This is a genomic window from Komagataeibacter xylinus, from assembly GCF_009834365.1.
Taxonomy (GTDB): domain Bacteria; phylum Pseudomonadota; class Alphaproteobacteria; order Acetobacterales; family Acetobacteraceae; genus Komagataeibacter; species Komagataeibacter xylinus_D.
The window spans coordinates 1,501,584-1,513,562 of record NZ_CP041348.1; the positions used below are offsets into that span (position 1 = coordinate 1,501,584).

Here is an 11,979-nt window from a genome sequence, read left to right on the forward strand (position 1 = left end):
GCCACGCAAAGGGTGCTGGCAGGCGTTGCAGCTTACGGCCCGGTTGTCGCCTGGCGTTACCTTCGTCTCCCTATTCATGTCGACATAGTAACATATTTCGACTGTCGCGCCGGTTTTATCCAGTCATGGTCGATCAGCGCATGAACCCGGCAGCCCGTTTCGGGCTACCGGCATTCTGGATACGGAACGGGCGATCAACGCGGCAGGGAAAACGCTCAGGCTGGCACGGGTGCATCTTCCCGGCGCACATACTGCCCGTCACCGGGGGAATTGACGATACTGGCGCCATCCCATGCAAGCTGGCCACGCAGCCAGACCTTTGTAACCGCCCCCTTGAACACCGCCCCGTCATAGGGGCTCCAGCACAGGCCATCATGCGCGTTGGCACTATCCCATGTGTGCTCCTTCTGCTCCAGCACAACCAGGTCAGCATCGGCGCCGATGCGGATGCTGCCCTTGCGCGGCCATAACCCGAAGAAGCGGGCAGGCCGCTCACACAGGTATTTCGCGGCAAGCAGCGGAGCATCGAGGTTGCGTTCGGATGCTGCGGTAAAGAAAGCGGGCAGCAAGGTCTCCAGCCCCGGAATACCAGCCCCGGCGGTAAAGATCGAGCCCGTCTCCTTCGATGAAAGCGGCCAGCTTGCATGGTCCGAACTGACAAAATCAATCCGGTCCTCAAGCAGTTTTTCCCATAGGCGTTCGCGTTCGCCGGGGCGGATGGGCGGGTTGACCTTCATGCGCGCGCCCAGCGCGGGACCATCCTCATCGGGGTCGAACCAGAGGTAATGGACACAGGTCTCACCCGTGGCGCGCCCGCCATCGGCCTTGTAATGGGCGACCATGTCAAAGCCCCTGGCGTGCGAGATATGGACCAGATGCGCATGCGCGCCGGCATTGAAGCCAAGTTCCAGGAAATGGGCGGAAGAGGCCATCTCCGCTGCAACCGGACGACTGGGGGAATGGCAGGCGATCCCGTCCCGCCCTTCGGCCTTCATGCGCGCGATGGTGGTGCGCACGATTTCCTGGTCCTCGTTATGCAGCCCCAGCGGCACCGCCGTTCTGCTCAGGGCCGTAAACATGTCCAGTACCATATCGGCGGGAATACGGGGGAAGCGGGTCGGGTTTGCCTCGAAGGCCGAGATCTTGAATGCCGCAACCCCGCCTGCGATCAGGGGCGCGATCATGTCCACCGACTGTCCGGGCAGGAGTGTGGCGTACAGCGCGCAGTCACAATGGGCGAAACGCTCCACCGCCTCGACCTTGGCGTTCAGGGTTTCAGGGTCGCATAGTGGGGCAGGGCTATCATACGGCATGTCGACAATGGTCGTGACGCCACCAGCGACAGCCGATCGTGTCGTGGCCTCCAGTCCCGGCAGGCCGCCGTAACTTCCGGCATGGGTCTGCCCGTCCACCACGCCAGGCATGACATAGGCCTGCCCGGCATCATGAACCTTGTGCGCATCGGGGTGGGGGCCATTGCCAAGGGCGGCAATGCGGCCATCATGGATGGCGACCCAGCCATCGCGGATGACCCGCTCCGGGGTGACGATCTGGCCACGGATGATCTGCTGGTATGTCATGATGCTTTTCCTCCTGGGCCGCGCAACCGTTGTGTGGTCATGCGGGCCGGCGTGTATCAGACGTGACTGAGGAATTTCAGTATATCGGGGTCCTGCTGGTGTTCGAAAAAGGCTTCGGTCGGGGCATCGTGCACGATCCGCCCGTCCTGCATGTAGACGGTCCGGGTGGCGATCCGGCGGGCAAAGCCGATTTCATGCGTTACGATCATCATGGTCACCCCTGCCGTTGTCGCGAGGTCGGCCATGACTTCCAGCACTTCGTTGGACAGGTGCGGGTCGAGCGCCGAAGTCGGTTCATCAAACAGGATGGCAAGCGGTTCCATGGCCAGGGCGCGTGCAATCGCCACGCGCTGCTTCTGGCCGCCGGACAGGTTGTCAGGCCGCCGGTCCTTCTGTGCCGAGAGGCCGACACGCGCCAGGAGCTGTTCCGCCTGCGCCTCGGCCTGTTCACGTGACAGCCCGCGTATCGTGCGTGGCGCCAGCGTGATGTTGTCGAGCACGCTCATGTTGGGCCACAGGTGAAACCCCTGAAAAACCATGCCAATCTGCGAGCGGATGCGGGCCAGCCTGTGGCGTGGTGTCGTGGCATCGACTTTCTCGCCATTGATTTCAACAAGGCCTGCGTTGTGCTGTTCCAACTGGTTCACAATCCGCAGCAGGGTACTTTTACCTGATCCGGACGGTCCGATCACCGCCATGACATCACCGGCCCTGACATCAAGCGAGATGCCTTCGAGAACGGTGGTCTGGCCGAATTTCTTCTGGACGTCCTTGAGGTGGATGAGTGCGTCTGTCATCGGACCCTCGTCTTGCTGGCACGGATGCGATGTTCCATCCAGATCTGGAACACCTGGAGGATGGAGGTTATGCCCAGGTACAGCACACCGGCGACGCCGATCGTCTCGACCACGCGATACGTTGAACTGTAGATGGATTCACTGGTGAACATCAGTTCCTGCACGGAAATGACGGATACCAGCGATGAGTTCTTCACCACCGTGATCGACTGCCCGATATAGGGCGGCAGCGCGGGCACGAAAGCCTGCGGAATGACGATCCGGCGCATGGTGGGCAGCCATGGCAGGCCCAGCGCAAGGGCGGCCTCGACCTGCCCGGAGGGCACCGTCTGCAGCGCGGAACGGAAGATGTCGGCATAATAGGCGGTGGCGTTCAGCGCCAGCACCATCACACCGGCGGGAAAGGCCGCCAGCTTGATGCCAAGGCCGGGCAGCCAGTAATAGACGACAAAAATCTGCAGAAGGAGCGGTGTGCCGCGTACCAGCCAGATATAGGCCGCCACCACAAAACCGACCCACCTGTTGAGTTCGCTGCGCGCCAGGGCCAGCACAAGGCCCAGCACCGTTCCCCCCGCGATGGCCATTGCCGAGATCAGCAACGTCGTTCCCGCGGCATGCAGCAGATAAGGAAGATAATTCCAGACAAGGGCCCAGTTCATATCAAGGCTTTCATTTCATGGCATGCGACACGGTGGTCCTGATTCCGTCAATTGCATGATAGGCCGAGCGGATTGCCCCCTCCTGCCAGCCATTGATATGGGTCAGGTAATCGGCGGCGAAGAAAAACGGGCCATCCGCCTGGTTCAGTCGCTCATAGGCCCATTGGCTGTCCGCCTCGAACACGGCTCCCGTGCCAAGGCTGTAGGGGATCTGCCCCCACGTAACCGAGACAGGGTCGTGCAGCTGGGCTTCATGACCCGGATAGATCTTGCCGATAGCGGCCCGCGCCAGCCTGGCCTGCTGGGCGAAGGGGTGGGGGCTGATCTCCTTTTCCCCGCCGTACAGGACCAGGACGCCCTTGGCGGACATAAGGTCCGCGCTGGGGTGCCAGATGACCGCGTCAGGCGATTTGAGATAGGTGATACCACCAAAGACATGATGGTCCGTCTCCCAGAAGCGGGGGCCCTGGAAGGCGATTTTCTGCCGCATGTGGCTGCCGGGCGCCTCAATCGCCCGTTTCACGTCAGGCGAGATGGGGTGGTTGCCGTCCTCCCCGCACGGCATCGCAATGTGCCAGAATGGTCGTTGGAAGAAACGACTGCGCGAAAGGACGGCAGATGAAGGATACAGTGATAGGCATTGATCTGGCAAAGAACATTTTCCAGGTTCATGGAGCTTCGCGTGCGGGCGAGGTGATGTTTCGCAAAAAGCTGCGTCGTCAGCAGTTTATGCAGTTCATGGCCACGCAGCCGCCTGCTCTGGTCGTTCTTGAAGCGTGCGGGAGCGCGCATTACTGGGCTCGCGAACTGGCAGGAGCTGGTCACGAGGTCAGACTGATCGCTCCGCAGTATGTGAAGCCTTTCGTGAAGCGCCAGAAGAACGATGCTGCTGATGCGGAAGCGATCGTCATTGCGGCCCGTCAGCCGGAAATGCGCTTTGTCGAACCACGCACTGAAGCGCAGCAGGCGCGTGGCGTTCTTTTCCGGGCCCGGCAGCGTCTGGTGCACCAGCGCACGGAACTGGTGAATGCCCTGCGTGCCGTTCTGTATGAATTCGGTCTCGTCGTGCCACAGGGGATTGCGCATATCAGACACATTGAAGCCATGCTGGATGAGGCGGTTCTGCCAGAGGCTGTGAAGCAGGAATGCCTTGATCTGCTGCGACAGATTTCGGAGCAGAGTGTGCGGATTGATGTCAGAACAAAGAAGATCAGGATGCTTGCCCAGGAAAGTGAAAACACCTGCAGATTGCAGAGCATGCCTGGAGTGGGTCCTCTGACCGCTCTTGCGATTGAAGCTTTTGCGCCTGACCTGCAGAGCTTCCGGCGCGGGCGCGACTTTGCTGCGTGGCTGGGGCTGGTGCCCCGTCAGTTCTCATCTGGCGGAAAGGAAAGGCTGGGGAAGATATCAAAAGCCGGGCAGGCTGATATCCGCAGGCTTCTCATCATGGGCGCCATGACCCAGGTGAACTGGGCCAGCCGTAAGGCCCCTGCACCGGGAAGCTGGCTGGCACGGATGCTGGCCCGCAAGCCCCGTATGCTGGTAGCCATTGCGCTGGCCAACAGGATGGCACGAGCCATCTGGGCCATGGCAACAAAACAGGAGGATTATCGGGATCCGGCCCTGTCCGTGGCAGCCTGAGCGATGGCTCGGCTCCCGCGGATGGAACCGGTAGGGGTGTGAGAGGGCGATGACCTGAATGGGCGCATGATCGTCTGATCCGGATCGGAAAAACCAGTGGATTTCTCTGTGCTTTAAAGCACGCCTGTGAGATTTGGATCTGATCCGCTGATCACCATACTGGCCAGTGGCTTCTGAAAGGCCACATCAACAGGCCTTACAGAAGACCGCACACGATCACACGTCAATATGGGTCAGAAAACTCTTGCATAACGGACGGCAACCACAGAAGAAATCCGACGGGATGGATGACAGCACCGCAAGCGGTATCGTGCAGATGCAGAAATCGGCGGACACTGCCTGTGGCGTATTGGTCCGCCTGTCGCGGTAGGTAATGTTCACGCCCTGCCCGGCGCGCCCGATATGCGTGACTTCGGCCTGCGTGCGGACCACGTCGCCCAGTTGCCTGTGGAATGCCCGGGCGATCTGGTCCATGCCATTGACGGGCTGCAGCATGGTGGACTGCATGACCAGGATCTCATCGAACATGACGCTGTGCCACATGTCGGCATCCAGCATGGTCCTGAGCGAGATGGGGGGTGCAACCGTACCTGCGTCATCGGCCGCGCCCGGCAGCGATGTGTAGCCCGAGCGCGAGGAACCGCCATAGCTCAGGTCGGGCCGGAGGTCGCCATACTGCGTGAGGAACGCGATCATGCGCTCCTGGTCATGGGCCGTGAGTTCGGCATCAAGCGCATGCTGGTTGATGGCTTTTGCCAGCAGTTCCGAGACAAAGCCGCGGGTATCGTTGAACGCCTGGCGAAGCTGGATGGGATGGCCGCCATTGGCGGCATCGTTCTGGATTGCGGCGTTGTGGTTGGAGTTGACCTCGACTTCAAGCGCCACGCTGAATTCCCGGCAATAGCCCAGTAGGGCGGAATGGTGGCTGGGAATGCGCCCGGCACCGGCATTGAAATACTGGCCTTCGTCAAAGCGGCAGGTCTGTGTGCGCCCATCGGCGAACGTGACCGTGTCACCGCCACGGACTGTCCAGTTCTTGCCGCCCACACGCTCGCGCGCTTCGAGAATGGTGCAGGCGTAACCGGCCTTGCCCAGTTCATGGGCCGCCGCCATGCCTGCCATGCCCGCCCCGAGAATGACCACGCTTTTGCCCTTGCCAGAACCCGCCGGGAGCCTGGGCAGCGTGGTCTGCGCATGGGCGGGCGTAATGCCCAGCCCCCGCATGACCAGCTGGGCTGCGCCAATTCCCCCAGCCGCGCCAACGCGGGTGATCCATTCACGTCGTGTGATAGGCATGATGTTTCCGATATGCTGTTCGGTGTTGCGGTTGGCGTTTACTGTTCCGTCGTGTCGATATGCGGCGGGGCGATACCGAAATGCTGGATGTAAAGCCGCTCGTATGTGCCGTCTTTTACTTTCTCGTCGATGATTTTATCCACGGCTGCCTTCAGGTCCTGTGCATCCTTGCGGAAAACGACGCCCTGTGGCGTGGCCTGCGCCCCGGTTGCGATCACCTTGAAATCGGTGTGCCCCGACTTGCGGTAATGGGAAATCGCGCTCATCCCCAGCACCGCTACGTCAGCGTGCCCCGTACGCAGGGACATGAAGACGTCGCCTGCCGATGGCAGGGCCATGATCGATGAGGCTCCCGGGATGGATCGCGCCACCTGTTCCTGGAAGGAACCGGCGACCACGGCGATCTGGTGGCCCGCAATGCCGGCAAAATCATGTATGGACGTATCCGCGCTGCCCACGACGGCAACCGTCTCGTCATAGGCGTAGGGATGCGAGAAGGTGAAGGACTGCTCACGCTCGGGCGTGATCCGTATGCCCGACATCAGGGCATCGACCTGGCCACTCTGCAGGGCGATCATCAGGCCACGGAAATCGATCTTGGCCCACTCAACCCGCAGGCCCAGCCCCTTGCCGATCAGATTGCCCCAGTCAATGTCATAGCCGGTCAGGTTGTTGGCGAAGTCGATGCCGGTATAGGGGGGCGACGTGCCGGAGGTCCCGATCCGGATGACGCCACGGCTGCGCAGGGCGGTGAGTTCCGTCTCGGCGGCCCGGGCGGGGCAGGAGCGATAGAGCGCACTGCCCGCCACCAGCATGGACAGGCGCCGTCTGGTGATGGTGATCATGGCGTCAGATACTCCGGATCAGGCCGCCATCAACGCGGATCTGCGTGCCTGTGATGTACGAGGCCCTGTCACTGGCAATAAAGGCGACCGTATCGGCGAATTCCTCCGGGCGCCCATAGCGCCCGGCGGGAATGGTGTTGTGGGAGGCGCGCACCACGTCTTCCACGCTGACACCGCGACGCTGTGCCGCCACACTGTCCAGCGTGTCGACACGATCGGTATGGATGCGACCGGGAATGACAACGTTCACCGTGACCCCGCAGGAGGCGACTTCTGCGCTCAGGGTCTTGGACCAGCCGATCACGGCGGCGCGGATGCCGTTGGAAAGCGCAAGGTTAGGGATGGGCTGGGTGACACCGCTGGAGGCGATCGTGATGATCCGCCCCCAGCCACGTTCGATCATGCCCGGCAGCAGTAGCGTGTCGATGTAGAAGATGTTGTTCGCCATCATTTCAAACTGCGCGGCCCATGTATCGGGCTGTACGGTACCGGCCTTGCACGGCGGCGGCCCGCCGCTGTTATTGATGATGATATCGATGCCCCCGGTGGCTTCCATCCTTTCCACCACGGCATTGATGTCGGAACGGCGCGACAGGTCCAGTTGTGCTGCGGATGCGCGGTGGCGCATCTCCGCGGGCAGTTCGCCAATCCATGCCTCGATTGCCGCGACATCGCGCGCGGTCGCCACGACGGTGGCGCCTTCGGCCAGCAGCGTCTGTGCCACGGCACGCCCCAGCCCGCGGCTTGCGCCCATGACCAGCGCCCTGCGCCCTGTCAGTCTCAGGTCCATTACGGGTTCTCCACTGTGGCGACCGGCCTGTGCGTGGCCTGCGGCAGGTCGCGTGCAAAGGTTAGGGGGAATTCCGGTGTCTGATAGGATTTGATCCGGGCTTCGTGCTCGAGAAAATCCTCGGCAAACAGGTCGCGGCCGATGGCGCGCGCCAGGCGGGGCACGGAATATTTCATGGCGCTGATCGATGACCCGCATGGTCCCATGCTGACCGTCGTGCCAAAATTGAAGCAGTGGATCCGGTTGATCCAAGGCATGGTGCCGGGTTCGCGCTCCTGGAATTCCATGCCGTCGCCCAGGTAGGGATAGCGCTCCAGCCGCGCATCGTGCTCACCCGGCGGCGCGGGGTAACGGTCGCGCCACAATGCGACATGGGGGGCAACGTGCTGCAGTTCGGGCCGTGTGTGCAGGTTTATGTCCAGCCCCGTCCCGGTAATGACGAAATCCGCCGTGATGTCACCCTGCGGCGTGGTCAGGACAACTGCATCGCCCTGCGCCTGCGCCTGCGTGACCGGCGCGCCCGTAAGCAGGGTGAAGTTGTCATGGATGGTGGCGCGGTTCCATGTCTCCAGTGTCAGGGCTTCGCGCACATTGAGCAGGTAGCGCATCATGCCCCAGCGCTGGCTGTCGGGTAATGTGCCGAAGTGATCGAGAAATCCGGGGAATGCGATGATCTTGTAGGGCTGGACGCGCTGGATCTCGGGGCGCCGGCATAGGAGCGTGACCGTACCCACGCCAGCTTCCAGCGCCGTTGCCGCATTGTCAAAGGCCGAGGCGCCAGCCCCGATCACCACAACGCGCCTGCCGCGCAGGGCATGGAAATCGATGGGGTCTGCCGTGTGGGCGCGCAGATGTGCGGGCAGGGCTTTGATCACGTCGGGCATCATCCATTGCCCGCTGCCCTCAATGCCGTTGGCAAGCACCAGCTTGCGGGCGAGGACGCTGCGCGGGCCGTCGGTGGTATCGAATGACAGGCACAGATAGCCCTGTTTTTCCGTCACATCGCGCAGGTTCCAGCCATTGCGTACAGGCAGCGCATGGACATGCTGCAGCCATGCCAGATAGGCGGCCCAGTCTTCCTTGGGTATTTTTGAAAGTGTGTCGAACCGGCCTTCCCCATGGGTGGCGTCATACCATGACTGGAAAGTCTGGCTGGGCACGCCAAGGTCAATGCCCGTTACCGTCTTCGCGGTGCGTAGCGTTTGCATGCGCGCGTAATCCAGCCACGGGCCTTCCTGACCGGGAGGGGTCTTGTCGGCAATGAAGAAATTGTCGATCCGCTGCTGCTGTCGCAGGGCCATGCCAATGGCAAGGCCTCCCTGCCCGGCACCGATGATGACCACGTCATGGACGGGTTCGCCATCCACATAATGCCTTGGTACCCACTGGCCTTCCGGGTACGCAATCATGTCCAGGTCGCGGGTGATCCGTGCTTCCAGCCTGGCGAGATCAGACGTCATGTCATTTCCCTTCCGTATCCGATGTTTGCAGAAAGTGCATGTAATCCTTGAAAGCAGCCTGCATGCCCAGGGAAGGCGCATCCATGACGTCCTGGCGGAACAGCGCGCCGGACAGCAGGCCACCATCGTGATCACCCCACAGGTCCACCGATAGCGTGCCTTCCGGTGCCGGGTATGGCCCGACATCAAAACGAAAATCCGGGTAGACCGTGCACAGCATCTGGCACCAGTCCAGCAGTGACCACACGGTGGGCGCGCCCATGTTATAGGTCTGGCGCGCAGGCTGCTCGAGATCGGACAGGGCGATGAGGGATGCAGCCGCATCGCGCGCGTATTGCCAGTTCTTGATGCACGGACGCGCGAAATGCACGGACTGCCCCCTACGGGCGGCCTGGGTTACAACAAAGATCTGGCTCAGCGTGTCACGCACGCCGGTTTCATGTTCGTAAGGCCCGAATACGCGGCCCAGCCGGCCGATTTTGAGCGTCATGCCGCATTGTGCGGCCAGGCGTGCTGCCAGGTGTTCGCCGCTGTATTTGCTGATGGCGTACAGGCTGGCAGGCTTGCGGGGCGTGCTTTCTTTCAGCCATGTGCCATCGGGGAAGTCATTGCCGTAGACGGCGACGGAACTGGCAAAAAGGAAATTCCGCACGCCCGTTTCCGCCGCAGCATTCATGACATTGACCGTACCGCCCAGATTGACGGCAACCGTCGCAGCCGCCCGCTGCTGCTCCTGTGCAACACCTGATGTAATGGCCGCCAGGTGGATGACGGCTGCAGCACCCTGCCCATCGAAGCACTGGCGCACGAAAGCAAGGTCCGTAATGTCGCCTTCATGATGGATATAGTGGCCACCCAGCGCTGCCAGATGGCGTGAGAGCGGGGCCGGTAACGCCGTGTCTGAAATGCCGATGACGCAACGCCTCTTTTCCAGCAGTGCCTCGACAACATTCAGGCCCACGAAACCCGTATCGCCCGTTACCACCACGGTGCCGCCAGGCATGGTCATGTCGTTTTTTCCTGCGTGGCGCGCCAGTTTTCGTATTCGGCAAGGATCTCCGGGCTGGGCGGGTAGGCGATATCGATCGGCATGCCGGCTGCGACTTTCTTTATGATGAAAGCCTCGAGGGCTTCCTGCTCGATCGCGGCTTCGGCAATTTCATCGGCAAGGTGGCGGGGCACGCATACCGCGCCGTCCTCGTCGCCGACGATGATGTCACCGGGAAAGACCGCGACCCCCTGCACGCCAACAGGTTCATCGCAGCCAATGACCATCAGGGCCGAAAAGGAGGACCGCACGTTCCTGCCCGCGCAGACCACCGGCAGTTCCATTTTGCTCACGATCGAGATGTCGGAAACACTGGTGTCGAGGATGACGCCCGCAATGCCGCGCACCATGAGCGATGTCGCCATGATGTCTCCCATGAAGGAAACTTCCGGGTGGCCACCACTGGCCACAACCACCACGCTCTGCGCCGGTGCGGCGTCGAGTGCCATCCGGTTCAGGCTGGGAAGCTGGCGTTGGGCGATTCCCGCGCGGATGTCCTCGCGCACCGGCATGGCGCGGACTGTCCATGCGGGGCCGCAAAATCGCCCGCAGGCAGGCTGGAGCGGCTGCAGGTCAGAAAAAAAGCGGCTGTGCAGCCCCATCTTGAACATGATGGCAGACAGCGTGGGCACGGCGACGGAAAGCAGCCTTGCCTTGAGCTTTTCGGGGATGGGCAGACAGGTTTCTGATGCGATCTCACCCAGTCCTGGCAAACGAAAGTTCGCTTTTTCAACTGACATAAAGGCACACCCAATATGTAAAGGCTGATGATGAGGCGTATTCTTCCCGATACGGAAAAAGTTCCGGAATCGAACAGTTTTATGCGGGATGGTTGATGGCCGGGCCGCGATGAAGCGGTGCGGCAAAATCCCCTGCGAAGAAAACCGGATGATCCGTAAGCGGGAGTGGTATCAGGTTTATTGTTTCTTACCTATAACGATCATATAATGGAATTCAAGTAGTATACCATTGGTCGTGAAAATTATTGCATGTCCCGTCCGGGTAGGGACATACTGCAATGCCCGGGGAAACTCCGGCAGTAATTCGGGAACGGTGTCCATTGGTCATGGAGGCGGATTCGCGCGTTCCAGAAGGAAAATTGCTTTCCGTCCACTTCATGTACAGCCGTGGGGTGGTGGATCCTATCATGTCGGAAAGGCCGTATGATGCGGCGGCGCATATGATGTTATCTGACAAGCAGCGGTCTTCGTCATCCAGGGGTAACCTGTCCGGGGATGCATTTGAAACGGTCCGTCGGTGGATACTTGATGGCCAGCTTGAAGCCGATACGGTCGTCATCGAACGTGAGGTGGCGTTGCGGCTGGGTCTTTCCCGTACGCCGGTAAGGGATGCGTTGCGCCGACTGGTGGGGGAGGGGCTCCTGCGGCAGAACGGGCGCACGATCATGGTGAATGCCATCCGTACCGAGGATGTGCTGGAGATCCTGGTTCTGCGCCGCCTGCTGGAGGGCGAGGGCGTCAAGCTGGCGACGCACCGCATCAGCCCCGGCATGCTGGACATCCTGTATGACCGGGAGGTCGCGCTTTTGCAGATGGAACATATCACCGCTGAAGCGCACTGGGATGTGGACAACATGTTCCATGCCACGATTGCCGCGGCCAGCGGAAACCGCCTGCTGGCCCGCAATGTCAATGAACTGCGTGAACGCACCCGGCTGTATGGCTTTGATCAGATTCCGCAGCGACTGGAACCGGGGCGGCAGGAGCATTGCCAGATTCTGGAAGCGATGCGTGAAAAGGATGCGGAGCGGGCCTCGATGCTGATGCAGAAGCACCTCCAGCAGGTTGCGGATGCCATTCTGGGCACGCTTGCCGTATGAAGGGTGCCGGCTGGCGCCGAATA

12 protein-coding genes are annotated in these 11,979 nt (G+C 61.3%); 2 read left to right on the top strand and 10 right to left on the bottom strand.

Annotated features, from left to right (window positions below; translation table 11 throughout):
* Positions 1–215: 215 nt before the first annotated feature.
* From FMA36_RS07125 to FMA36_RS07140, 4 genes are read right to left on the bottom strand one after another with little or no spacing between them, the layout of a single operon-like run.
* Positions 216–1,580, bottom strand: coding sequence for a dihydroorotase (locus FMA36_RS07125; RefSeq protein ID WP_159261760.1), 1,365 nt, complete (start codon positions 1,578–1,580; stop codon positions 216–218).
* Between the two features lie 56 nt (positions 1,581–1,636).
* Positions 1,637–2,377 (bottom strand): amino acid ABC transporter ATP-binding protein, encoded by a 741-nt coding sequence (locus tag FMA36_RS07130; RefSeq protein WP_159261761.1) that lies wholly within the window; start codon positions 2,375–2,377, stop codon positions 1,637–1,639.
* On the bottom strand, positions 2,374–3,036 hold the full coding sequence (locus tag FMA36_RS07135) for an amino acid ABC transporter permease (protein WP_159261762.1): 663 nt from the start codon (positions 3,034–3,036) through the stop codon (positions 2,374–2,376). Before FMA36_RS07135 ends, FMA36_RS07130 begins: the two co-directional genes overlap by 4 nt.
* Positions 3,037–3,046: 10 nt before the next feature.
* Positions 3,047–3,601, bottom strand: a complete 555-nt coding sequence (locus tag FMA36_RS07140; RefSeq protein WP_159261763.1) for a flavin monoamine oxidase family protein — start codon at positions 3,599–3,601, stop codon at positions 3,047–3,049.
* 53 nt (positions 3,602–3,654) lie between these two features.
* On the opposite strand from FMA36_RS07140, the gene FMA36_RS07145 reads away from it, so the two are divergent.
* Complete coding sequence (locus FMA36_RS07145; protein ID WP_159261362.1) at positions 3,655–4,677, top strand: IS110 family RNA-guided transposase; 1,023 nt, start codon at positions 3,655–3,657, stop codon at positions 4,675–4,677.
* A gap of 216 nt (positions 4,678–4,893) precedes the next feature.
* Here the strand turns inward: FMA36_RS07145 and FMA36_RS07150 are convergent, their stop codons facing one another.
* The 6 genes from FMA36_RS07150 to FMA36_RS07175 are packed head-to-tail and all read right to left on the bottom strand — an operon-like array spanning position 4,894 to position 10,856.
* On the bottom strand, positions 4,894–5,973 hold the full coding sequence (locus FMA36_RS07150) for a flavin monoamine oxidase family protein (RefSeq protein WP_159261764.1): 1,080 nt from the start codon (positions 5,971–5,973) through the stop codon (positions 4,894–4,896).
* Positions 5,974–6,011: 38 nt separating this feature from the next.
* The gene (locus FMA36_RS07155; RefSeq protein ID WP_159261765.1) at positions 6,012–6,818 is read right to left on the bottom strand and encodes a substrate-binding periplasmic protein; all 807 of its coding nucleotides are present in this window, start codon (positions 6,816–6,818) and stop codon (positions 6,012–6,014) included.
* Positions 6,819–6,822: 4 nt separating this feature from the next.
* Positions 6,823–7,608, bottom strand: coding sequence for an SDR family oxidoreductase (locus tag FMA36_RS07160; RefSeq protein ID WP_159261766.1), 786 nt, complete (start codon positions 7,606–7,608; stop codon positions 6,823–6,825).
* A complete protein-coding gene (locus tag FMA36_RS07165; protein WP_159261767.1) occupies positions 7,608–9,068 on the bottom strand; it encodes an NAD(P)-binding domain-containing protein in 1,461 nt (486 codons plus the stop codon). Before FMA36_RS07165 ends, FMA36_RS07160 begins: the two co-directional genes overlap by 1 nt.
* Before the next feature lies 1 nt (position 9,069).
* Positions 9,070–10,077, bottom strand: a complete 1,008-nt coding sequence (locus FMA36_RS07170; RefSeq protein WP_159261768.1) for an NAD-dependent epimerase/dehydratase family protein — start codon at positions 10,075–10,077, stop codon at positions 9,070–9,072.
* The gene (locus FMA36_RS07175; RefSeq protein WP_159261769.1) at positions 10,074–10,856 is read right to left on the bottom strand and encodes an RraA family protein; all 783 of its coding nucleotides are present in this window, start codon (positions 10,854–10,856) and stop codon (positions 10,074–10,076) included. Before FMA36_RS07175 ends, FMA36_RS07170 begins: the two co-directional genes overlap by 4 nt.
* Before the next feature lie 407 nt (positions 10,857–11,263).
* Between FMA36_RS07175 and FMA36_RS07180 the strand changes: the two genes are divergently transcribed.
* Positions 11,264–11,956 (top strand): GntR family transcriptional regulator, encoded by a 693-nt coding sequence (locus tag FMA36_RS07180; RefSeq protein ID WP_159261770.1) that lies wholly within the window; start codon positions 11,264–11,266, stop codon positions 11,954–11,956.
* Positions 11,957–11,979 lie beyond the last annotated feature (23 nt).

Coding starts and splice junctions, on each gene's coding strand:
- FMA36_RS07125 (WP_159261760.1), bottom strand. CDS start 1,580: ATGACATACCAGCAGATCATCCGTGGCCAGATCGTCACCCCGGAGCGG.
- FMA36_RS07130 (WP_159261761.1), bottom strand. CDS start 2,377: ATGACAGACGCACTCATCCACCTCAAGGACGTCCAGAAGAAATTCGGC.
- FMA36_RS07135 (WP_159261762.1), bottom strand. CDS start 3,036: ATGAACTGGGCCCTTGTCTGGAATTATCTTCCTTATCTGCTGCATGCC.
- FMA36_RS07140 (WP_159261763.1), bottom strand. CDS start 3,601: ATGCCGTGCGGGGAGGACGGCAACCACCCCATCTCGCCTGACGTGAAA.
- FMA36_RS07145 (WP_159261362.1), top strand. CDS start 3,655: ATGAAGGATACAGTGATAGGCATTGATCTGGCAAAGAACATTTTCCAG.
- FMA36_RS07150 (WP_159261764.1), bottom strand. CDS start 5,973: ATGCCTATCACACGACGTGAATGGATCACCCGCGTTGGCGCGGCTGGG.
- FMA36_RS07155 (WP_159261765.1), bottom strand. CDS start 6,818: ATGATCACCATCACCAGACGGCGCCTGTCCATGCTGGTGGCGGGCAGT.
- FMA36_RS07160 (WP_159261766.1), bottom strand. CDS start 7,608: ATGGACCTGAGACTGACAGGGCGCAGGGCGCTGGTCATGGGCGCAAGC.
- FMA36_RS07165 (WP_159261767.1), bottom strand. CDS start 9,068: ATGACGTCTGATCTCGCCAGGCTGGAAGCACGGATCACCCGCGACCTG.
- FMA36_RS07170 (WP_159261768.1), bottom strand. CDS start 10,077: ATGACCATGCCTGGCGGCACCGTGGTGGTAACGGGCGATACGGGTTTC.
- FMA36_RS07175 (WP_159261769.1), bottom strand. CDS start 10,856: ATGTCAGTTGAAAAAGCGAACTTTCGTTTGCCAGGACTGGGTGAGATC.
- FMA36_RS07180 (WP_159261770.1), top strand. CDS start 11,264: ATGTCGGAAAGGCCGTATGATGCGGCGGCGCATATGATGTTATCTGAC.